This window comes from Pseudomonas sp. 8_5_2 (assembly GCF_059295255.1).
Window position 1 is genome coordinate 2,675,387 of the sequence record NZ_CM181238.1, and the last position, 20,396, is coordinate 2,695,782.

The 20,396-nt window shown below is 64.4% G+C and carries 16 protein-coding genes and 2 pseudogenes; 5 read left to right on the forward strand and 13 right to left on the reverse strand.

The annotated features are described in order from the left end of the window. Positions 1-169 precede the first annotated feature (169 nt). Complete coding sequence (locus AC5O5R_RS12295) at positions 170-520, reverse strand: cupin domain-containing protein (protein ID WP_172226894.1); 351 nt, start codon at positions 518-520, stop codon at positions 170-172. A gap of 116 nt (positions 521-636) precedes the next feature. On the opposite strand from AC5O5R_RS12295, the gene AC5O5R_RS12300 reads away from it, so the two are divergent. Continuing rightward, positions 637-1,542: a LysR family transcriptional regulator gene (locus AC5O5R_RS12300; protein WP_172229620.1), complete on the forward strand. Its 906-nt coding sequence runs from the start codon at positions 637-639 to the stop codon at positions 1,540-1,542. Between the two features lie 106 nt (positions 1,543-1,648). Then, positions 1,649-2,848 (forward strand): MFS transporter, encoded by a 1,200-nt coding sequence (locus AC5O5R_RS12305; RefSeq protein ID WP_172229617.1) that lies wholly within the window; start codon positions 1,649-1,651, stop codon positions 2,846-2,848. Positions 2,849-2,865: 17 nt separating this feature from the next. On the opposite strand, the gene AC5O5R_RS12310 is transcribed toward AC5O5R_RS12305, so the two are convergent. Next, positions 2,866-3,477: a LysE family translocator gene (locus AC5O5R_RS12310; RefSeq protein WP_494515411.1), complete on the reverse strand. Its 612-nt coding sequence runs from the start codon at positions 3,475-3,477 to the stop codon at positions 2,866-2,868. Between the two features lie 193 nt (positions 3,478-3,670). Between AC5O5R_RS12310 and AC5O5R_RS12315 the strand changes: the two are divergent. Then, positions 3,671-4,090, forward strand: a pseudogene (locus AC5O5R_RS12315) (helix-turn-helix domain-containing protein); the annotation flags it as partial. Here AC5O5R_RS12315 and AC5O5R_RS12320 read toward each other — a convergent pair. The 6 genes from AC5O5R_RS12320 to AC5O5R_RS12345 form a co-directional block, all read right to left on the reverse strand. Then, positions 4,057-4,908, reverse strand: coding sequence for a CAP domain-containing protein (locus AC5O5R_RS12320; protein ID WP_172229611.1), 852 nt, complete (start codon positions 4,906-4,908; stop codon positions 4,057-4,059). The pseudogene AC5O5R_RS12315 and the gene AC5O5R_RS12320 overlap by 34 nt on opposite strands. A gap of 212 nt (positions 4,909-5,120) precedes the next feature. Beyond that, on the reverse strand, positions 5,121-5,732 hold the full coding sequence (locus tag AC5O5R_RS12325; protein WP_172229608.1) for a cell wall hydrolase: 612 nt from the start codon (positions 5,730-5,732) through the stop codon (positions 5,121-5,123). Between the two features lie 35 nt (positions 5,733-5,767). Then, positions 5,768-6,685, reverse strand: coding sequence for an AEC family transporter (locus AC5O5R_RS12330; protein ID WP_172286260.1), 918 nt, complete (start codon positions 6,683-6,685; stop codon positions 5,768-5,770). A gap of 130 nt (positions 6,686-6,815) precedes the next feature. Then, complete coding sequence (locus tag AC5O5R_RS12335) at positions 6,816-7,679, reverse strand: LysR family transcriptional regulator (RefSeq protein ID WP_494515412.1); 864 nt, start codon at positions 7,677-7,679, stop codon at positions 6,816-6,818. A gap of 105 nt (positions 7,680-7,784) precedes the next feature. After that, on the reverse strand, positions 7,785-8,633 hold the full coding sequence (locus AC5O5R_RS12340) for an ABC transporter permease (RefSeq protein ID WP_494515413.1): 849 nt from the start codon (positions 8,631-8,633) through the stop codon (positions 7,785-7,787). Positions 8,634-8,680: 47 nt separating this feature from the next. Next, a complete protein-coding gene (locus tag AC5O5R_RS12345) occupies positions 8,681-9,646 on the reverse strand; it encodes an ABC transporter substrate-binding protein (RefSeq protein WP_494515414.1) in 966 nt (321 codons plus the stop codon). Between the two features lie 164 nt (positions 9,647-9,810). Here AC5O5R_RS12345 and AC5O5R_RS12350 point away from each other — a divergent pair, with 164 nt between their 5' ends. Continuing rightward, positions 9,811-11,715 (forward strand): S8 family serine peptidase, encoded by a 1,905-nt coding sequence (locus AC5O5R_RS12350; protein ID WP_494515415.1) that lies wholly within the window; start codon positions 9,811-9,813, stop codon positions 11,713-11,715. A gap of 32 nt (positions 11,716-11,747) precedes the next feature. Here the strand turns inward: AC5O5R_RS12350 and AC5O5R_RS12355 are convergent, their stop codons facing one another. Both AC5O5R_RS12355 and AC5O5R_RS12360 read right to left on the reverse strand, forming a co-directional pair. Then, positions 11,748-12,503, reverse strand: a complete 756-nt coding sequence (locus tag AC5O5R_RS12355) for a methyl-accepting chemotaxis protein (protein WP_494512755.1) — start codon at positions 12,501-12,503, stop codon at positions 11,748-11,750. 102 nt (positions 12,504-12,605) lie between these two features. Then, a pseudogene (locus tag AC5O5R_RS12360) lies at positions 12,606-13,892 on the reverse strand (methyl-accepting chemotaxis protein); the annotation flags it as partial. A gap of 249 nt (positions 13,893-14,141) precedes the next feature. Here AC5O5R_RS12360 and AC5O5R_RS12365 point away from each other — a divergent pair. Then, positions 14,142-15,461, forward strand: a complete 1,320-nt coding sequence (locus AC5O5R_RS12365; RefSeq protein ID WP_172228108.1) for a Na+/H+ antiporter family protein — start codon at positions 14,142-14,144, stop codon at positions 15,459-15,461. 12 nt (positions 15,462-15,473) lie between these two features. Here the strand turns inward: AC5O5R_RS12365 and AC5O5R_RS12370 are convergent, their stop codons facing one another. The 3 genes from AC5O5R_RS12370 to AC5O5R_RS12380 form a co-directional block, all read right to left on the reverse strand. Further along, positions 15,474-16,481 carry a FecR family protein gene (locus AC5O5R_RS12370; protein WP_172228106.1) on the reverse strand — a complete coding sequence of 336 codons (1,008 nt, stop codon included), beginning with the start codon at positions 16,479-16,481 and terminating at the stop codon, positions 15,474-15,476. A 414-nt stretch (positions 16,482-16,895) separates the two neighbouring features. Continuing rightward, positions 16,896-18,665, reverse strand: coding sequence for an acyl-CoA dehydrogenase C-terminal domain-containing protein (locus AC5O5R_RS12375; protein ID WP_172228104.1), 1,770 nt, complete (start codon positions 18,663-18,665; stop codon positions 16,896-16,898). A gap of 73 nt (positions 18,666-18,738) precedes the next feature. Continuing rightward, a complete protein-coding gene (locus tag AC5O5R_RS12380; RefSeq protein ID WP_494512628.1) occupies positions 18,739-20,361 on the reverse strand; it encodes an acyl-CoA synthetase in 1,623 nt (540 codons plus the stop codon). Positions 20,362-20,396: the final 35 nt, after the last annotated feature.

Below are 20,396 nucleotides of genomic sequence, written 5' to 3' on the forward strand. Positions count from 1 at the left end.
GCTGAACTTGCCAAGGTGTGGCTAAAAGCTTAGATCAGGCGGTGAAAAAAGCATTAAACGGGGTGTTCATGCAGGTTATTAAATTTGCATTGATACTTTGGTCGAGTGGCGACCGCGTTTGTGCCAAGAGCAGCTTGGTGCTGCTCTTGCAGACACTACGGGCGGCCTTTCAGGTGGGCCACGGGGTGGCACTGGTATAGAACACGGCGAGCCAGACGGTCGGCATGCCAGGTGCCGTCCATTCCACCCGGTGGCGGCAGTGCGGTGGGATGTCCAGGCAATCGCCCGGCGCCAGCAGCCGGGTATGGTTTTCGAGCTCGAAACGCAGGCCGGCGGCGCCGCTGAGCAGCACGATCCATTCGCCCTCGGCCTGGTCGTACCAGTAACCTGGCGGACTGGCTTGGCCGCTGGAGACGATACGCTCGACGCGCACGCCCGGGCGGCTGAGCAGTTCGTCCACGCGTTCGGCGCAGGTTGGGTCGGCGGCGGGCAGGGCAGTCAGCAGGTTGGTCAGTGTCATGGAAAGCCTCATGGGAAGGATTTGATTCCACTATGAACGCTATTGCCCAGCAGCGCGCTTCTTGACCGGCCCGGCGGTTTGTAAGAACTTTCTGAGTTTTGGAGCGTGGGCGGCAAATGGACAAACTCCAGGCAATGAAGATGTTCGTGGCCACCATCGATGCCCAGGGTTTTTCTGCCGCTGCACGCAGGCTGGGGCTGGCGACATCGTCGGTGACGCGCCTGGTCGATGCTCTGGAGGCCGAACTGGGCGCCACCTTGCTCAACCGCTCGACCCGCCAGGTCAGCCTGACGGAAGCGGGCGCCCGTTATTACGAACGCGCACGGGGTATTTTCGAAGCCCTGGATGAAGCCGATGCCAGCGTTGCCGACCGTGGCGAGGCGCCGGTCGGCGTGTTGCGCCTGTGCCTGCCCGTGGAGTTCGGCAGGCGCGTCGTCGCCCCGCACCTGGGGCAGTTCCTGGCGCAGCACCCGGCGCTGGAGCTGGACATCGACCTCAGCGACCGCCTGGATGATCTGCTCGACGGGCGTTATGACCTGTCGATTCGTCTCGGCGACCCCTCGCCCAATGACGAGCTGGTGTGTCGTCAGCTGGGGCGCTTCGAGCGTTGGCTGGTAGCCAGCCCGGCCTACCTCGCCCGGGGTGAGCCGCCGCAGCACCCAAAGGCGTTGCTTGATCATGCCTGCCTGCGCTTTCGCTATGGGCAAAAAGCCCGTCCCTGGCGCCTGACCCAGGGCCAGGACAGCCTGGAACTGGACGTGCGCGGGCCATTGCGCAGCGCCAATGCCGACATGCTCCGCGAAGCTGCACTGGCGGGCAGTGGCATTGCGCTGCTGGCCGACTGGCTGGTGCGCGAGGATGTGCTTGCCGGGCGGCTGCAGCAATTGTTCCCCGCCTGGCGGGCAAGCCCTGGCACAGCCAATGACAGCATCAATGCGCTGTACCTGCCCAATCACCGAGGTTCGCGGCGGGTGAACGCGTTCATCGACTTTTGCGAAAATTTGCTGCAACCGCGCACCTAACGTTGCGCTGCACGCAAAGCCGCGTTGCGTCGTCGCCGGATTCTCGACCCACCCGCGACTGGGTAAGGTAGCCGACATATTCCACCCCCTCGCCGAGGACACCGCCATGAATCCCACCCTTGCCACCGCGCAGCCTGCAGCCGCCGGCCTCAGCCGCACGCTGGTCGTGCTGCTGGCTTTCTGCTGTGGCGCAATAGTCGCCAATATCTATTATGCCCAGCCAATCGTGGCGCTGATCGCCCCGGACCTGGGGCTGTCCACCGAGCATGCCAGCCTGATCGTTTCCCTCACGCAGCTGGGCTATGCGCTTGGTCTGCTGTTGCTGGTGCCGCTCGCCGACCTGCTGGAAAACCGCCGCCTGATGGTGGCCACCGCGGTGCTGGCCTGCGTCAGCCTGTTGCTGGCGGGCACCAGCAGCAGCGGCCAGGGCCGGTTGTTCCTGGGCTACGCGCTGCTGATCGGTTTCAGTTCGGTAGCGGTGCAAATGCTGATCCCGCTGGCCGCGCACCTGGCACCGGAGCAGCAGCGCGGGCGGGTGGTGGGCAATATCATGGGCGGCCTGCTGCTGGGTATCCTGCTGGCGCGGCCGTTGTCGAGCCTGGTGGCTGACCACTTCGGCTGGCGGGCGGTGTTCATTGGCGCTGCCGGGGTCATGCTGGCGATCATCCTGCTGCTGGGCCTGACCCTGCCGCAGCGGCGGCCTGAACACAAGGCCAGCTATGCCGAGCTGATGCTTTCGCTGCTTACGTTGCTGCGGCGGTATCCATTGCTGCGCCAGCGTTCGTTGTACCAGGCATTGATGTTTGCAGCGTTCAGCCTTTACTGGACAGCGGTGCCGATGGCCCTGGCAGGTGAGCATGGGCTGTCGCAAAGCCAGATCGCGGTGTTTGCCCTGGTGGGCGCGGTAGGGGCCGTAGCCGCGCCGCTGGCCGGCCGCCTGGCCGACGCCGGACATGCGCGGGCCGGCTCGCTGCTGGCATTGTTGCTGGCTCCGGCGGCATTGTTGCTGGGCCTGACCGCGCCGGGCTACAGCGTGATCGGTCTGGGGCTTACCGGAGTGCTGCTGGACTTCGCGGTGCAGATGAACATGGTCATTGGTCAGCGCGAGGTGTACGCGCTGGACCCGGCCAGCCGCGGGCGCTTGAACGCGGTTTACATGACCAGCATCTTCCTCGGTGGGGCGCTGGGTTCGGCGGTGGCCAGTGCGGTGTTCAGCCAGTTTGGCTGGCAAGGCATCACGTTGGTGGGGGCAGGGTTGCCGGGCATTGCCTTGCTGGTTTTCCTGGCCAGAGCGCATCGAGGCTGAGCGCCCCAGCCTGGGCATCAGCGGCCAAGCGGCAGGGCCACGCCAATCACGGCAAACAGGCTGCCGCAGCAGCGGTTGAAGCCCTTGCCGCCTTGGGCCAGCCAAGGGCGAATGCGAAATGCCAGGCGCGCCAGCAGGTACTCGACCAGAAACTCCACGCTGGCAAAGGTCGCCGCCATCACCACGAACTGCAGCAGCAACCCCCGCTGCGGGTCGATGAATTGCGGCAGGAACGCACCGTAAAACAGCAACACCTTGGGGTTGGCCAGGGCCGACAGCAGGCCTTGGCGGAACAGGCCGGCGTTGCCAAGACGGGCGCTGCGCTCGTTCAGTTCCAGGTGCAGACCGGGGCTGCGCCACAGCTGAATTCCCAGCCAGACCAGGTAAGCCCCGCCGACCCACTTCAGCACTTCCAGCAGCGAGGCCGAGGTCTGCAGCAACGCTGTCAGGCCGAACATGGCCAAGGCAATGAGCGCGCTGAAGCCGAATACGCCGCCAACGATGGTGAACAACGTTCGGCGCGCGCCATAAAGGGCCCCGTGAGTCAGCGCCAGCAGGCTGTTCGGGCCTGGCGTCAGCGACAGGCCGATGCTTGCCAGCAGGTAAATAATCCAGGTGTCGAGAGCCATGTCGGGAAACGCCTTGTTGGTCCGAAGAGCGCCAGTCTATGGCGCCAGGTCTTCTCTGTCAGGGTATGATTCGGACATTCGACGGTGATTTCTGGACACAGCTTCATGCAGCCTGACATCCGCTTGCTTATCCTGCCCTTGCCGGATTTTGCCCTGCTGCCGTTAGGTGCCTTTCTCGACAAGCTGCGCTTCGGGGCTTGCCGACATGCTCGTGGATGAAACCCGCGACAGCCGCCATGCCTTGCGCTCTTTGGAACTCGGCGGCGGGCCAGGACGGCAAGCGGAGCGGGCACAGGCATTGATGCGCCATCACCTGGGCACGCCAGTGGCGGTGGAGCAGTTGGCTGCGCAACTGGGCATCAGCCGGCGGCAACTGGACCGGCAGTTCCAGGCCAGCCACGGCGTGAGCGCCAAGGCCTGGTGGCTGGAGATGCGCTTGCAGCAGGCGCGCTGGCGCTTGTGCAACTCCAGCCACAGCCTGATGCAAATTGCCGATGAAGTGGGTTTTGCCGACGCCAGTCACTTGGGCAAGTGCGTGCGGCGGCGGTTTGGTTGTACCGCGCTGGCGCTCAGGCAGGCTTACTGCGGCGAGCCGAACAACCCTGTCCAGTAGATCCCTGCGTCGCTCTTCGGGTCTACTGCATAGGCAGCACCCAGCTCACGGAAGTCCGGATTCATCAGCGTTGCGCAATGCCCCGGGCTGTCCAGCCAGCCCTCGACTACCTTGTGCGCAGTGTCGCGCCCGGCCGCAATGTTCTCGCCGATCTGCTGATACAGGTAGCCAGCCAGCTCTGCACGGTCACCGGGGGTACGGCCATCCTTGTCGATATGGTCGAAGAAGTTCTGGTTGGCCATGGCCCGCGTGTGGTTGGCGGCGACGCCGGCCAGCGCAGTGCTCCAGGCCAGCGCGGGGGCGGCGGCGAAGGGCTGGCCGCCGCATTGGCGAGGCACCTTGCGCGCGTCGTTGATTGCCTGCAGCACCTTCTGCCCCTCGGCCTGCCAGTCGCCCAGGCGGCCACTGAGCAGCGGCCGCGCCAGCACGATGCGCCAGTCGCGGCCCTCCTGGCTGACGCCGATATCGACGAACTGCGGGTCGAGCACCACTTGGCAGAAGCTTTCTTCAATGGCATGCATTGCGGCGCGCGCATCGCGCGGCCCGGACAGGCTTATGGCCTGGACGTTGACCATGGGGTAGGCGGCGCGGGTCATGGCCTGCTGCAGGTCGCGGGTACCCTCTGGCGACAGCGCCAGGCGGGTATCGCTGTTGAGCGGCGGCAGCTCCAGCGATGCCTCGCCACCGCAGGGCTGGGCCTTGCTGCGGTAGACGTTGATCGAGTCGATCAGTTGCGCCTCTTCGCCGGTAACAGCCAGCGCCGCGGTCGAGACGACCAGGCCCAGTGACAAGGCGGCAAGTGATGGCAGGACGCGCATGTGGATCTCCCTGTGACTGGCAGCGTCGTGGTATGCGCTGCTCATCCTACACAAGCCCGGGGCTTTTGGCCCGGGGTCATGCAAAGCAATGAAAACGCCGGCGTGGGTTGCTGCCGGCACAAGAGGGAGTAGACCACTGGTCGCCGGAAAAGTGCGGCGGTTTGGTAATCATTCGTAACATCGACGCTTCACGGGAACGCTCGACTTCAGATCTAGCGTGCCAACGCCTGGTTCGGCTTGTAGAACAGGAAGTGCGTGGTCTGCGCGGTGCGTCGATAGGCCTTGGCCCAGTCCGGGCGCACCGTGCGGTCATGGAAGTACAGTGCACCCCCGGTGGGGTCCTTGAGTTGCTGGTTCAGCGCCTTGCGTGCGATCTCCTTGGCGACGTCGTAACGCTGCGCTTCCTCGACCTGGTCGGAGCGCCCGTCGCACCACCAGGAAAACTGGCAGGCCTTGGTCTCCACACCCTGCTTGACCACCCCGCAGATGGTGTCCGGGAAACCATCATGGCCCAGGCGGTTGAGCACCACGCTGGCAACGGCGGCCATGTCCTTGGCGTCGGCGCCCTTGGCCTCCCAGTAAATGGTGCGGGCCAGGCAGGTAATGCTGTCGTCCAGCGGCGCCTGGCCGGCAGGGTCGACGGCCTTCGCTTCGCTCGGTGTCAGGGTTTCCGCCTTTTTCGGCGCAGGCGCGTCGTTCGCCACTTTCTGCTCCAGCACTTCGGCCTTGTCCTCGGCAACCGCAGCCTTGGCCGGGTCAGCGGCCTGCAAGGAGCCTGCGAGCAGGGCCGAGGTCAAGCCAACTACCATCCACGATAGGCGCATGGTCCAAGCTTCCGAAGTGTGGGTTGAATCTGAGTCTAGCCAAGCGTAAGCATTAATACCAAAGGCAGTGTGGCGGCGGCGGCCACGGTCTGCAGGGCTATGATCGTCGCCATCAAGGGCGCATTGCCGCCCATTTGACGGGCCATCACATAGGATGACGAAGCGGTAGGCAAAGCCTGGAACAGCACCGCCACCACGGCGGCCTGGCCACTCAGGCCGAGCACCCGGCACAGGCCCCAGGTGGTCAGCGGCATGACCAGGAACTTGAACGCCGATGCCGCCATCAGCGGCCGCACCTGCTGGCCCAGGCGGGCGCCACCCAGGGCCGCGCCAACGCACAGCAGCCCAAGCGGCAGGGCAGCCTGGCCCAGGGCCTTGACCGTAGGTTCGATGCCGGCCGGCAGGCCAAGGCCAGTTACCCGTAGCAACAGGCCGCCTGCGCAACCGACGATCAACGGGTTGGCGAAGATCGCCCTCAGCACCGTGGCGGGCGAGCTATGGCGAGCGCTGAAGCGCGCAAAGACCAGCACGCAAAGCAGGTTGACCAGCGGCACGATGGCCGCGTTGGCTACCGCCGCCAGGGCAATCCCGGCGCTTCCATAGATGCCCGCAGCCAGGGTGGCACCGATGTAGTTGTTGAAGCGGATGCCGCCCTGGAACACCGAGGTGAAGTCGGCGCCATCGTGGTTGATCGCGCCCTGGTAGAGCACCAGCAGCACGGCCCCCGCCAGTGTCGAGAGCATCAGTACACCGACCATGCCCAGTACCGGTACGCCGTCCAGGTTGGCGGTGGCCAGGCCGTGGAGGAACAGTGACGGCAACAGTACGTAGTAGCTGAGGCGCTCGGCCCCGGGCCAGAAGCTTTCAGACAGAAAGCTGCGCAGGCGCAGGAAGCTGCCCAAGGCAATCAGCAAGATGATCGGCAGTAAGGTGGTCAGCAGCAACTGGAGCATGGGTGACGTTCCGTAGTCGGGTACGGGGTCACATTACTGGCGGCAACTGATTTGTAGAAACGTTGTTTTCTTAACTGACCATTGAGGAAAAATGCATGTTACTCCGGCCCGCGCTGTGGCCTCGGCGCCCTCACGCTTCCAGCGCGGTTTTCAATACTGCACTCAAATGCCGCCGCTGACTTTTCTCATGCTCCAGCAACACCACCCGCCGGGTCAGCTGGGGCTCGCCAAATGGCAGGCAGGTGGCCGGTGGCAGGCGTTGCAGGTCGTCATCGGCCATTGGGATGATGGCCACCCCAAGGCCCATCACCGCCATGCGCGCCAGGGCTTCCTGGCTGTCCAGTTCCATCTGCTCGCTTACCTGCAAGTGCTGCCGGCGCAGTTCCTGTTCGATCTGTCGCCCGGCCCAGGCGCGTTTGTCGAAGCGCAGAAAGGGTTGCCTGGCCAGCAGCTGCGGCACGCTGTGGCCGGCCAGCTCAGGGCTGGCAATGGCCCAGAAGCGGTCCTCGAACAAGGGCGTGAAGTCGAGGTTCTGCGGGTAGGGGCTGACCGGTTCGGTGGTGATCGCCGCGTCGAGCTCGCCGTCTTCCACGCGCCGCGCCAGTTCTGCCGACATGCCGGAGGCCACGCTGATGTGCAGTTGCGGGTGGTGGGCCTTGATCCACACCAGGGCCCTGGGCAGCCGCCGCGCCAGCACGGTATGGATGGCCCCGAGGCGCAGGCGGCCGCGCAGGCCAGGGCCACTTGCCAGGGCGTCGGCCAGTTCGTCATAAGCGGCCAGAATGCTTTCGGCACGGGCCACCGCCAGCTGGCCGGCTTCGGTCAGCACGACCTGGCGGCGGCTGCGGTCGAACAGCGTCACCTGCAGTTCGTCTTCCAGCGATTTGATGTGCAGGCTCACTGCCGAGGGGGTGAGGCTTAGCAGGTCGGCGGCACGGGCAAAGGTGCCGTGACGGGCGATGGTCACCAGGGTGCGCAGGGCTTTGAGGGACATGCCGAGGGGTCCGGTTTCTGTTGGCAGGGTTGCATTGTCAGGCTCGGGGGGATTGGCGGCAAGGCGCACGGGGATCGCCCTTGGCGCCGATCCAGGCTACCCGATTCAGCGCCTGCTCCCCCCATACGCCTGGCTGATCCGATCGATCACCATGGCCAGCGCAACGATGGCCAACCCGGCCTCTACCCCTTGGCCCACATTCAGGGTCTGGATACCCGCCAGCACGTCCTCACCCAGCCCGCGCGCGCCGATCATCGATGCCACCACCACCATCGACAGGGCCATCATCACCGACTGGTTGAGCCCGGCCATGATACTGGGCAGCGCCAGCGGCAAGGCAATCCGCCGGAGCCGCTGCCAACGGCTAGCGCCCAAACCGTGGGCGGCCTGCAGCAACGACTGGTCTATCTGGCTGAGGCCCAGCTCGGTCAGCCGTACCAGCGGTGGCAGGGCGTAGACCAGCGTGGCAAACACGGCGGGCACCTTGCCCAGGCCAAACAACATCAGCACCGGGATCAGGTAGACAAAGGCCGGCAGCGTCTGCATCACATCGAGCACCGGCAGCAACAGCCGCCGTGCCAGCGGGCGGGTGGCCAGGAGGATGCCCAGCGGTACACCCACCAGCACGCACAGGCCGGTACTGACCAGCACCAGGGCCAGGGTCTGCAGCAGTTTGTCCCACAGCCCGAGCATGCCGATGAATGCCAGCAACGCGACCAGCACCATACTGCGCAGCAGGCTGCGGCTGGCGTGCCAGGCCAGCGTGCCGACCACCAGCAACAACAGCCACCAGGGTGTCAGCCGCAGCAGGTTTTCCAGGCCGACCAGCAGTTGCAGCAGCTGGTCCGAGACACTGCGCAGGTGATCGCCGTAATGCAGCACCAGCCAGTCGACCAGCCGGTTGATGCTGTCGGCAAAGGAGAATTGCAGGGCTTTGGGAAAGCCGTCGTTCACAAGCTGCCCTCGACCTTGGCCGTGACCTCGGCAGGCAACCAGGCTTTTCACACCTCGGGGTTGTCACGCAGAAACGCCAGGGCAGCGTCGCGAGGGGGCGTGCGATTTTCGCTCATTGCCGCCAGTGCCTGGTTCAGACGGTCAATCGGGATGTCTACTTTTTCGAACATCGACACCAGCTCGGGATAGCCCTCGCGGAAGGCTTTGGAAACGCCTATCGATAGCTTGGCGGGCAGCGACTGGCTGCCTTTTGGATTGGGGTTGCCGGCATCGGTGAGGGTGGCCCACGCCTGGGCATCGAACGGGGGTTCTTCCAGGCGTACCAGCTTGTAGCGCCCCATCAACGGCGTCGGGTTCCAGTAATAGAACAGCACGGGATGGCCCAGGCGGATGGCTGCGCTGATTTCTGCATCCATCGCTGCCCCGGAGCCGCTGCGGAAGTTGGTGTAGAACTCATCCAGGCCATAGGCCTTCAGTTTCTGGGTGTTGACCGTTTCCGAAGTCCAGCCGCTGGGGCTGTTGAGAAACCGCCCTTTGCCGGGTGACTCGGGGTCGCGGAACACCTCTGGGTAGCGCTTGAGGTCTTCGACCGTTTTAAGGCCTGGCGCAGCGGGTTTCAAGTCACGCTGGTTGTCGCCGTTGATCACGTAGTCCGGTACCCACCAGCCTTCTTCGGCATTTTTCACCGTGTCGCCCAGGGCGAACACCTGGCCGGCCTGTTCGGCCTTGATCCAGGCAGGGCTGCGCCCGGCCCATTCCTCGGCGATCACCTGCAGGTCGTTGCGTGCCAGCGCCACTTCCAGGCTCACGGTGCTGCCGGGCAGGGTGTCGGTGAGGTAGCCATAACCGTGCTCTGTGATCAGCCGCAGGATCTCGGTGGTGAGTGCCCCGCTTTCCCAGGTGAGGGCGCCGAAGTGGATAGGTGTGTGGCGATCTGCCGATGCAGCACTGTCGGTGCTGGCCACGCCTGCAGCCAGCAGCAGGCCGGCCAGCAGCGCTTGAATTGTTTTCATCAGGGCCTCGTGGGTTGCCGGTGGGTGGCTGCCGGCAAGTGTAGACGACGCCCGCGCAAGCCTGCGTTGCTGCCAGGGAACGGGGCCCCGGTGCCACCGTGGCTGGCAGGTTGCAAAGGTGGTCGCCGCCATGTGGCGACCACTTTTTCGCGAGGCCTCATCCCATGACCCTGAACCTTGACTTTGTCTATTACCGAAACTTCCGCTTCGACGGCAAGTTGCACGTTCGCTGTAGCGGGCCCGACCTGCACAAGGTCAACCGCATCCGCTACGAACTCGAACGGGCCGGGCCGGATGGGCCGGTGTCGTTCAAAGGTGTTTCAGCCTATTCCCAGGCAGGCAGCGGCAAACTGAGCGACCACGGTTGCCCGGCCACGTTGGTTGCGGAAGAAGCAGCGGGCGTCTATTCCATACGGCCCAGGGTGGTCTTGCTGGATGAGCATGCACGGGCGATGAACCGGCCGACCGGGGCTGCTGGTGTGATCGACATGCCGCCGTTGGTGCTCGATATCCAGGCCGAGGAGATCAACCGTAGTGTTCTGGACAAAGTGCCGTTGTCTTCGACTGACGCACGTCGCAAACGCGAAGTTGCGCCAACGGTGGTGCCCGAACTGCTCGCCCAAGCGCTGCCCGTGCTGGCGCCGGGCGTGTCTTGCCCGACGTTGATTGTGGTGTTCAGCGAAGGTGGTCATGCGCGCCTGCTGAATGACCTGGAGCCAACCTCCGGTTCGGTTCTGGTTCGCTACTGGCCGAATCTGAAAACGGTGTTGATGCCCCGGCCAGTGCTGAGCGAGCAGGAGCGGGATGAGCACAAGCTTGAAGCGCTGCGTGATTGCTGTCTGCTCGACCAGCCTGCGAGCATGCTCAACGACACGTACATCGAGCTGTTGAAGACGCTTTCGGCTCTGGACTACGTGCAGAACATGCATTTCTTGCCGCCAGTCGCGCCCCCCAATATTTTCGTACTCGGTATTGCAGGTCTGATAGCGACGGTATTGACGGGGGCTGCAGTGGTGGCCGGTAACCGCGCACACGAAAATGCCACGGCAACGCCTGATTTCGAAGCGCGTCAGACTTACCTGGATCAGCCGGGGCCGCGCTGGCAGGGGCTGAATGTACGAAAAGCGTGGACGGGCGATGTGACTGGCAAAGGTAGCCGTATCCATTTCAGCGATGAAGGGCTGCACGCCCGGCATGAAGACTTGCGGGACAACCCCAATCTGAAAATTGTCTCGATAGAACCTCAAACCTACGCGGACCACGGCACTGCTTCAGTCGGGCTGATACTGGCCGCACGCAATGGCTTCGGCGCAACAGGGATCAGCCATGACAGCGAGTTGTACGTGTACAACCACATCAAGACAGATGCACAGGGGAGCTACCAGGCACTCAAGGATCTACTGCGCAACGTAGAGCCTGGTGACATTGTCGGGATCAATCGCCAGACGGCCCATGTCAGTGTGCTGAGCACCATGCTGCCCGCCTTGCACGACAAACTCTGGTGGTCAGTGATGAAGCAACTGGCGCAGCGTGGTGCGGTGGTGGTAAATGCTGCGGCCAATGGCAGTAACCAGACCATCGCGAATAAAGGTACACGGCAGAGCGAAGGTGTGGACCTGAGCAACTGGTCTTATTTCCAGGACCATGGTGATGCAGGCGTCATCCTGGTGGGGGCTTGCCGGTCATACGATGGCAAGCCCCATCTGTATTCCAACCACCACTATCCTTATCGGATGCTCAATGCCTGGGGCGACAGGGTAGTCACGCTTTCCTATTCGGACTTGCAGGATTTTGCCGGTAGTGACCGGGACTACACCGCCACCTATGGTGGCACTTCGAGCGCCACACCCATGGTGTGTGGTGCACTGAGTCTCATCCAGTCCTATGCCATGCAGCACCATCACATCTACCTCAACGGCAACCAGATGCACCAACTGGTGATGCAGTCTGGCTACGACGACGCGAGGCTACCCGACACCGATGTACTGCCAATGGGGGCACGGCCCAATGTGCATGGCGCATTGGTCCTGCTGGATCATATTCTGGGTGGAGGCGTGTTCGAGGCATGAGCGAGGGCCGACAAGCGTCGGCCCCGACGTGGTTACACGCGGAACTGGTCCATCAGCGCCTGCTGCTGGTTGGCCAGGCTGTTCAGCGACTGGCTGACACGCGCCGACTCGTTGGCCTGGCCCGACAGCGATTCGGTGACATCGCGGATGGTTGCCACGTTGTTGTTGATCTCTTCCGCCACCGCACTTTGCTCCTCGGCGGCCGAGGCGATCTGCAGGTTCATGTCGGTGATCACCGTCACTGCCTGGCCGATGCGCTGGAGCGCGGTGACGGCTTGACCCACCTGCTGCACACCGCTCTGCGCCTGGCGGTGGCTGTTGTCCATGGCGCCGACCACTTCGCGCGTGCCGTTCTGCAGCGCCTCGATCACCTGGCGGGTTTCTTCCACCGATTCCTGGGTACGCTGGGCCAGGTTGCGCACCTCGTCGGCGACCACCGCGAAGCCACGGCCGGCCTCACCGGCGCGGGCGGCTTCGATGGCGGCGTTGAGGGCCAGCAGGTTGGTTTGCTCGGCAATCGAGCGGATCACTTCCAGCACCGAACCGATCTTCTCGCTGTTCTGTGCCAGACCTTCGACTTCGGCCATGGCATTGCTCATGTCGGCGGCCAGGGCGTCGATGCTGTGCGTGGTGCGGTCGATCACCGCCAGCCCTTCGCGGGTGGCCTGATCGGCATCGCGCGCTGCCTGTGCGGCCTGCGCGGCGCTGCGGGCGACGTCCTGGGCGGTGGCGCTCATTTCGTGCGAGGCAGTAGCGACCTGGTCGACCTGGCGGTACTGCTGCTCCATGCCGGCGCTGGTTTCAGTGGCGATAGCCGAGGACTGGTCGGCGGTGCCGCGGGCGGCCTGCACCGAGCGTTTGACGTCGGCAATGGTGGGCTGCAGCTTGTCGAGAAAGCGGTTGAACCAGCCTGCCAGCTCGCCCAGTTCGTCTTGCTTGTGGTAGGTCAGGCGGCGGGTCAGGTCACCCTCACCGCTGGCGATGTCCTTGAGCATGCTGGCCACGCCGAGAATGGGACGGGTAACCCCTCGGGCCATCAGCCAGACCATCAGCAAGCCTGCAATGGCCGCAGCCAGGCCCAGGCCCAGCTCCAGCAGCGTGCCGCTGGTGTTCAGGGCGTCCAGTTCCTGCTGCAGTGCTTCGGCGGGCCCGGTCAGCGCGTTTTCCGGCACGTCCAGCAACACGCCCCAAGGTTGGGCATCGGGGATCGGCCGGAACGCGGCCAGCACCTTCAGGCGCTGCTGGTCGTGCAGGATGCTCAGCTTGCCATCGGCCAGCTTGCGCACCAGTTCGGCGCCCTTGGCCGGGTCGACCTGGTCGAAGCGCTGGGCCAGCTTGCTGGCGTCGGCGCTATAGCCAGCGAGCAGGCCGACCGGGCTGAGGATGCCGACCGTGGTGCGGCCTTCGTACAGGCTGCGGCTGGCCTCCTGGCTCAGGGCCTGCAGGCTGTTGAGGTTGATGTCGATGGACAGGGTGGCAATGATCTTGCCATTGACGGCCAGCGGGAAAACGATGCTGGTCATCAGCACCTGCTGGCCATCGATGGTGTAGAAGTAGGGCTCCACCACGCACACCTTGCCGGTGTTGCGCGGGCATACCCACCAGGTGTTGGCCGGCTGGCCGCTGGGGCCGATCTGGGTGTCGGCCATGTCATGCTCGGGCAGTGCCATGGCGGTCAGCTGGCCGGCGCGCGGTTGCGACCAGTACAGGGCAAAGCGCCCGGTTTCGTTGCTGCCCAGTTCGGCCTTGTCGGCGAACAGGCTGTCCTTGTTGTCCAGGGCGTTGGGCTCGAACACCAGCGACAAGCCCAGCAGGTCGGGGTTGGCCTGCAGGGCGGCGCGCACCTGGCGGGTCAGGTCTTCGCGCAGGTCGAAGGCATCGAGAAAGCGTTTTTCTGCCTGCTCGCGCAGGAACAGCACCTGGCGGGCGAAGCCTGCGCCGTACTGGTAAGCGTCCATGAACTGGCGGCGGATGTTCAACGCTTGCACTTCGCCTTGCGACTCGATGCGCGACTGGGCGGCCTCGGTCAGCATCTGCATGCTGCTGGCCTTGACCAGGTCCGAGCTGTGGTCCATGCGGTACAGCGACAGGCCGACGAGCAAGGTGACGATGCCGGCCAGGCAGAGGCCGGCGAGCAGGGTGATCTTCCACTGGATGGAGAGTTGTCGCAAAGGCATGGGGCGGATCCCTTTTTTTTGAGCAGTAAGGGTTATGGCTTTGGGGCTGGGGTGGCTTTGGGATGGTTTCGGATCGGGCCGACAGGGGCCTGGCCTCTCACGATATCGGCCCCCTCCATTTTTTCTTTATTCAAACAGTCAATTTAAATCTCGGCCTCTGCGAAATCCGCCGCAACATGGCGCTTTTGACATCTGTCGCCCACTGCTTCAGAGTTCGCGCTTTTTCCGTCGTAATGAGGTAAGCCAACCATGAATGCAGTGATCGCCGCGGTCGGCATCATGCTGATACTCAGCCTGTCCCGCGTGCATGTGGTCATCGCCCTGATCATCGGCGCCCTGGTGGGGGGGCTGGTGGGTGGCCTGGGCATCGAAGGCACGCTCAAGGCCTTCAACGGCGGCCTGGGTGGCGGGGCCACGGTGGCTTTGTCCTATGCGCTGCTGGGCGCCTTTGCGGTGGCCATCGCCAAGTCCGGCCTGGCCCATGCCCTGGCCGACCGGGCCCTGACCATGATCGACCGCCAGGGCCATGCCAATGGCGGCAAGGTCAAATGGCTGATGATCGGCCTGATGCTGGTGGTGGCGGTGTCGTCGCAGAATATCCTGCCCATCCACATTGCCTTCATTCCGCTGCTGGTGCCGCCACTGTTGTACGTGCTGACCCGCCTGCGCATCGACCGTCGGCTGATCGCCTGCGTGATCACCTTCGGCTTGATCACCCCGTACATGTTCCTGCCCGTGGGCTTCGGCAACATCTTCCTCAACGAGATTCTGCTGGCCAACGTTGCCCGCGCCGGTGTTGACATAAGCGGGGTCAATGTCACCCACGCCATGGCCATCCCCGCCGCCGGCATGCTCGCAGGCCTGCTGCTGGCGGTATGCGTCAGCTACCGCAAGAAGCGCGACTATGACCTGGGGCGCATCGAGCAGGTAGAGCAGGTGAGCGTGCAGTACAACCCGTTGACCCTGCTGGTGGCCGGGCTGGCGATCGGTGCGGCATTCATCGTCCAGCTGTTGCTGGATTCGATGATCATCGGCGCCATGGTCGGTTTCCTGATCTTCTCGCTGTCGGGCATCGTCAAGTGGAAGGACACCGACGACCTGTTCACCCAAGGCATGAAGATGATGGCCATGATCGGCTTCATCATGATTGCCGCGTCCGGTTTTGCCGACGTGATGAAGGCTACCGGTGAAGTGCAGAGCCTGGTGGAAACGTCCGCGCAGTGGATCGACCACAGCAAAGGTGTGGGTGCCTTGCTGATGCTGCTGGTGGGCCTGCTGGTAACCATGGGCATCGGCTCGTCGTTCTCTACCGTACCGATCCTGGCCGCGATTTTCGTGCCGCTGTGTGTGCAGCTCGGGTTCGACCCGTTGGCCACGGTGTGCATCGTCGGTACTGCCGGTGCCCTGGGCGATGCGGGCTCGCCCGCCTCGGACTCGACCCTGGGCCCGACCTCCGGCCTGAACGTCGATGGCCAGCACCACCACATCTGGGACACCGTGGTGCCGACTTTCCTCCACTACAACCTGCCGCTGCTGGCGTTTGGCTGGTTGGCGGCCATGACGCTTTGAGGGGAGCGGGCGTCAGCGCTTGTGGGGCGGCGGCGAGATGCGATTGAGCACAGTGCTGCCGTCCTTGCTGCGGGTCAGATAGACCGGCAGCACCTTGGGCAGGTTGTTGACCAGGCGCCCAACCTCGCGGGTGTTGTAGATGCCGCTGATGCGAATGCGCCCGGTGGCAGCATCGGCCAGCAGCAGCGGGGTGTCGAGGTAGCGGTTGATCACCGGCAGTGCCTGTTCCAGGCTCAGGTTGTCGAGCACCAGCTTGCCGCCACGCCAGGCCAGGCTGTTGCCGTAGTCGTTGCTCTGTTCCAGCTGCGGTTCAAAGTCGCCCTTGTGATAACTGGCCTGCATGCCTGGGCCAAGGCGATAGCCACCGGCGCTGCCATCGCTGGACACCAGTACCGAACCTTCCACCAGGGTGACCTTGACCTGGTCCTGATACTTCCACACGTTGAACTGGGTGCCGGTGACCCGGGTCTGGCCGCGGCCGGCATGCACGATGAACGGGTGGCTGCTGTCGTGCTGCACATTGAAGAACGCTTCGCCGCGCTTGAGCGTGACCTGGCGCTGGTCCTTGTAGTTGAGGTAGGTGAACTCGGTGTTAAGGTTCAGTTGCACCGTACTGCCGTCGCTCAGCTCGACGGTCTGCATGCGCTCGCCAGTTTCGAAGTGCTGGTAGTGGTTGGGCAGCCAGCCCTGTTCCCAGCCCAGCCAGCCAGCCAGGGGCAGCACCGCCAGGGCAATTGCAGCAGCTGACGCCAGCGGCCGCCAGTTGGGTGTGCGGGCGGCCTGCCGGGCGGGCGGGTTGAAGTCGATGACGGTGGCATTGCGTGGCAGCAGGTCGGCGGTTTGCCAGATTTCCAGCATTGCCTGGTATTCCTCGGCATGCCGAGGGTCGGCCGCCAGCCAGCGGGCGAATGTCTCGCGCTCGGCCGCCGTGCAATCTTCGGCGTGCAGGCGCATGCACCAGTGCGCGGCGGCGTCGGTGATGGCATCGTCAGGGCTGGGGTTGAGGCGGTCGTGGTTCATTGCGGCTCCGGTTTTGCGCATTCTACCCTTGCTAGAGGGCTGCCGAGAACCAACGTAATGGCGAATGACTATCAGTTGTGCCGGTTTTTCGTCGGATTTGCAATGGTTTTCAGCGTTTGAGAACCCTTCGCGCGCGGGAATGACGCCTGTAACGGTTAGGGTAGGAGAGTGCCCAGCCCATTGGGCTGCGCTGGCGCGCAGAGAACCGATGCTGGGCGCTCCGCGTAGCCTGTGGGAGCGGGCGCGCCCGTGAAGAATCTACGCGGTGCATGGCACCGGCTGCGCCAATGTTCGCGGGCACGCCCGCTCCCACAGGGTCCCTGCTGAAGTAAGTTATGTGCAAACCCATGCATCTTGCACTGGCCTCTTCGCAGCACAAGGCTGCTCCTACACAGGCAGGACCGCGTCAGGCTCTCAGAACTGCGCCGCACCCAGCCCGTAAAGGCTGCCACTGCCCGCCCGAATACTTGCCTCCAGCCCCAGGCTGCGTGGCAAGACACGCTGGAAAAAGAATTCGGCACATGCCAGCTTGGCCCCATAAAACCCAGGGTCCGCATCGCGCTTGGCCAATGCCACCGCCGCCATCCGCGCCCACATGTAGGCATACGCGGTCAGCCCGAACAGCTGCAGGTACTCCACCGCCACCGCGCTGACCAGGTTGGCATCCACACCCGCACGTGTACGCAGCCAGGCGCTGGTGGCCTCCAGCTGTGCCAGGCTCGCTTGCAAGGCCTCGCGATGCAGCGGCGCACCCACGCTGAAGGCCCGCACTTCGGCAGCAAAGCTGGCCAGCGCCTGGCCACCGTCGGCCAGCACCTTGCGCCCGAGCAGGTCAAGGGCCTGGATGCCATTGGTGCCTTCATAGATCTGCGCGATGCGCACGTCGCGCACACGCTGCTCCTGGCCCCATTCGCGGATATAGCCATGGCCGCCATACACCTGTTGGCCGAGCACGCAGCTTTCCAGGCCGTTGTCGGTAAAAAATGCCTTGGCTACCGGCGTCAGCAGCGCCACCAGGCGCTGCGCATGCTCACGCTCGCCGGCGTCGTCGGCATAGCGCGCCAGGTCCAGCTGCTGGCCGACGTAGGCGGCAAATGCCCGGCCGCCTTCGGTGAGGGTGCGCATGGTCAGTAGCATGCGCCGCACATCGCCGTGGTGGATGATCGGGTCGGCCACCTTGTCCTGCGCCTGGGGGCCGCCGGCAGCGCGGCTTTGCAGGCGCTCGCCGGCATAGCGGGCGGCGCTCTGGTACGAGGCTTCTGCACAGCCGATGCCCTGGATGCCGATGGACAGGCGCTCGTAGTTCATCATGGTGAACATCGCCGCCAGGCCCTTGTTCGGCTCACCCAGCAGATACCCGGCGGCGTCATCGAAATTCATCACGCAGGTAGCAGAGGCCTTGATACCCATCTTGTGCTCGATCGAACCGCAATGGGCGGCGTTGCGCGCGCCCAGGCGGCCATCGGCCTCGACCAGGAACTTGGGCACCAGAAATAGCGAGATGCCCTTGGCCCCCGCCGGCGCGTCTGGCAGCTTGGCCAGCACCAGGTGGACGATGTTCTCGGTCAGGTCCTGTTCGCCGCCGGTGATGAAGATTTTGCTGCCGCTGATGCGATAGCTGCCGTCAGCCTGGGGCTCGGCACGGCTACGGATCAGCCCGAGGTCGGTGCCGGCATGGGGTTCGGTGAGGCACATGGTGCCGGCCCAGCGGCCCTCGTAGAGCGGTGGCAGGTAGGTAGCCTTGAGCGCTTCGCTGGCATGCGCATCGATTGCCAGGCAGCTGCCCGCGCTTAACGCCGAATACAGGCTGAAGCTGCAGTCGGCGGCGTAGAGCATTTCTTCGAACAGCACGCCGAGCATTTTTGGCATGCCCATGCCGCCGTACTCCGGGTTGCCACCCAGGCCGACCCAGCCGCCTTCGCGGTAGGTGTGCCAGGCCTCGCGGAAGCCGTCAGGCGTGGTGACTTCGCCTGCGTCGAAGCGCACACCTTGCTCGTCGCCGTTGCGGCTGAGCGGGGCAATCAGCTGGCCGGTGACTTTGGCCGCTTCCTCAAGGATGGCGTCGGCAGTGTCGGCATCGATGCGTTCGGCCAGGGCGGGCAGGCGGGCCCACAGGGCCGGGGCGTTGAACACGTCATGCAGGACGAAGCGCATGTCACGCAGGGGGGCAGAGTAGGTGGTCATGGGGAGCTCTCGAAAAGTAGGAGATCAGGGCTGGCCTGTTCGCGGGCAAGCCCGCGAACAGGCCACCAAGGCATCAGAGGGTTTTGGCCCGGTCGCGTAGCACGTACTTCTGGATCTTGCCGGTAGAGGTCTTGGGCAGCTCGCCAAACACCACGGTCTTCGGCACCTTGAACCCGGCCAGGTGCTCGCGGCACCAGCTGATGATGTCCGCCTCGCGGGCATCTTCGCGGCCTGGCTTGAGGGCGATGAAGGCGCACGGGGTTTCGCCCCATTTTTCATCCGGGCGCGCCACCACGGCGGCTTCCAGTACGGCGGGGTGCCTGTACAGGGCGTCTTCGACTTCGATGGTGGAGATGTTCTCGCCGCCGGAAATGATGATGTCCTTGAGCCGGTCCTTGATCTCGACATACCCGTCGGCATGCCACACGGCCAGGTCGCCGGTGTGGAACCAGCCACCCCGGAAGGCTTCGGCGGTGGCTTCGGGGTTTTTCAGGTAGCCCTTCATCACCGTGTTGCCGCGCATGAAGATCTCGCCCAGGGTGTTGCCGTCGCGTGGCACAGGTTCGAGGGTTTGCGGGTCGGCAACCATCAGGCCGTCCAGGGTCGGGTAGCGTACGCCCTGGCGTGACTTGATGCGCGCGCGTTCTTCCAGCGTCAAGTCATCCCATTCGTCATGCCAGGCACACACGGTGACCGGGCCGTAGACCTCGGTCAGGCCGTAGGTGTGGGTGACCTGGATGCCCATCTCTTCGACGGCACCGATGACCTTGGCCGGTGGCGCGGCGCCGGCAACCATGGCCTGGACCGGGTGCTCGATGGCCGCCTTGGCCGCCTCGGGCATGTTGACCAGGGCGTTGAGCACGATCGGCGCGCCGCACAAGTGGCTGACCCGGTGTTCGCGGATCAGGGTCAGGATTTTCTGCGGGTCGACCCGGCGCAGGAACACGTGGGTGCCGGCCAGGGCGGTGATGGTCCAGGGGTAGCACCAGCCGTTGCAGTGGAACATCGGCAAGGTCCACAGGTACACCGGGCGGTGGCCCATGGCCCAGGTCATCTGGTTGCCCAGGGCATTGAGGTAGGCGCCGCGGTGGTGATAGACCACGCCCTTGGGGTTGCCGGTGGTGCCGGAGGTGTAGTTGAGGGAAATGGCCTGCCATTCGTCATCGGGCCACTCCCAGGCAAATTCCGGGTCGCCTTCGGCGAGCAGCGCCTCGTAGTCCAGTTCGCTGACTGCGCGACCTTCGCCGTACTCCGGGTCATCCACATCGACCACCAACGGCGGGTGTTCGAGCAATGCCAAAGCGTCCTCGATGACGGCGTGGAACTCGCGGTCGGTGATCAGTACCTTGGCTTCGCCATGCTGCAGCATGAAAGCGATGGCCTCGGCGTCCAGGCGCACGTTCAGGGTATTGAGCACGGCCCCGGTCATGGGCACGCCGAAGTGCGCTTCGAGCATGGCCGGGGTATTGGGCAGCATCACCGCCACCGTGTCGCCCTTGCCGATGCCCCGGCCTGCCAGTGCACTGGCCAGGCGCCGACAGCGTTGGTAGGTTTGCTGCCAGTTGCGGCGGATGGCGCCGTGGATCACCGCCGGATAGTTGCCGTATACGGTGGCGGTGCGTTCGATGAAGCTCAGCGGGGTGAGGGCGACATGGTTGACGGCAGCGGGCATCAGGCCCTGGGCATAGATCGACATGCGGTAATCCTGTGAGGGAGGCAGGCACAGCCTGT

What these genes read in the sequence shown, in the direction of transcription:
- AC5O5R_RS12380 (WP_494512628.1), bottom strand. Translation starts at nt 20,361, where the DNA reads ATGTCGATCTATGCCCAGGGCCTGATGCCCGCTGCCGTCAACCATGTC.
- AC5O5R_RS12370 (WP_172228106.1), bottom strand. Translation starts at nt 16,481, where the DNA reads ATGAACCACGACCGCCTCAACCCCAGCCCTGACGATGCCATCACCGAC.
- AC5O5R_RS12365 (WP_172228108.1), top strand. Translation starts at nt 14,142, where the DNA reads ATGAATGCAGTGATCGCCGCGGTCGGCATCATGCTGATACTCAGCCTG.
- AC5O5R_RS12325 (WP_172229608.1), bottom strand. Translation starts at nt 5,732, where the DNA reads ATGCGCCTATCGTGGATGGTAGTTGGCTTGACCTCGGCCCTGCTCGCA.
- AC5O5R_RS12310 (WP_494515411.1), bottom strand. Translation starts at nt 3,477, where the DNA reads ATGGCTCTCGACACCTGGATTATTTACCTGCTGGCAAGCATCGGCCTG.
- AC5O5R_RS12305 (WP_172229617.1), top strand. Translation starts at nt 1,649, where the DNA reads ATGAATCCCACCCTTGCCACCGCGCAGCCTGCAGCCGCCGGCCTCAGC.
- AC5O5R_RS12350 (WP_494515415.1), top strand. Translation starts at nt 9,811, where the DNA reads ATGACCCTGAACCTTGACTTTGTCTATTACCGAAACTTCCGCTTCGAC.
- AC5O5R_RS12345 (WP_494515414.1), bottom strand. Translation starts at nt 9,646, where the DNA reads ATGAAAACAATTCAAGCGCTGCTGGCCGGCCTGCTGCTGGCTGCAGGC.
- AC5O5R_RS12330 (WP_172286260.1), bottom strand. Translation starts at nt 6,685, where the DNA reads ATGCTCCAGTTGCTGCTGACCACCTTACTGCCGATCATCTTGCTGATT.
- AC5O5R_RS12355 (WP_494512755.1), bottom strand. Translation starts at nt 12,503, where the DNA reads ATGGAGCAGCAGTACCGCCAGGTCGACCAGGTCGCTACTGCCTCGCAC.
- AC5O5R_RS12320 (WP_172229611.1), bottom strand. Translation starts at nt 4,908, where the DNA reads ATGCGCGTCCTGCCATCACTTGCCGCCTTGTCACTGGGCCTGGTCGTC.
- AC5O5R_RS12375 (WP_172228104.1), bottom strand. Translation starts at nt 18,665, where the DNA reads ATGACCACCTACTCTGCCCCCCTGCGTGACATGCGCTTCGTCCTGCAT.
- AC5O5R_RS12300 (WP_172229620.1), top strand. Translation starts at nt 637, where the DNA reads ATGGACAAACTCCAGGCAATGAAGATGTTCGTGGCCACCATCGATGCC.
- AC5O5R_RS12295 (WP_172226894.1), bottom strand. Translation starts at nt 520, where the DNA reads ATGACACTGACCAACCTGCTGACTGCCCTGCCCGCCGCCGACCCAACC.
- AC5O5R_RS12335 (WP_494515412.1), bottom strand. Translation starts at nt 7,679, where the DNA reads ATGTCCCTCAAAGCCCTGCGCACCCTGGTGACCATCGCCCGTCACGGC.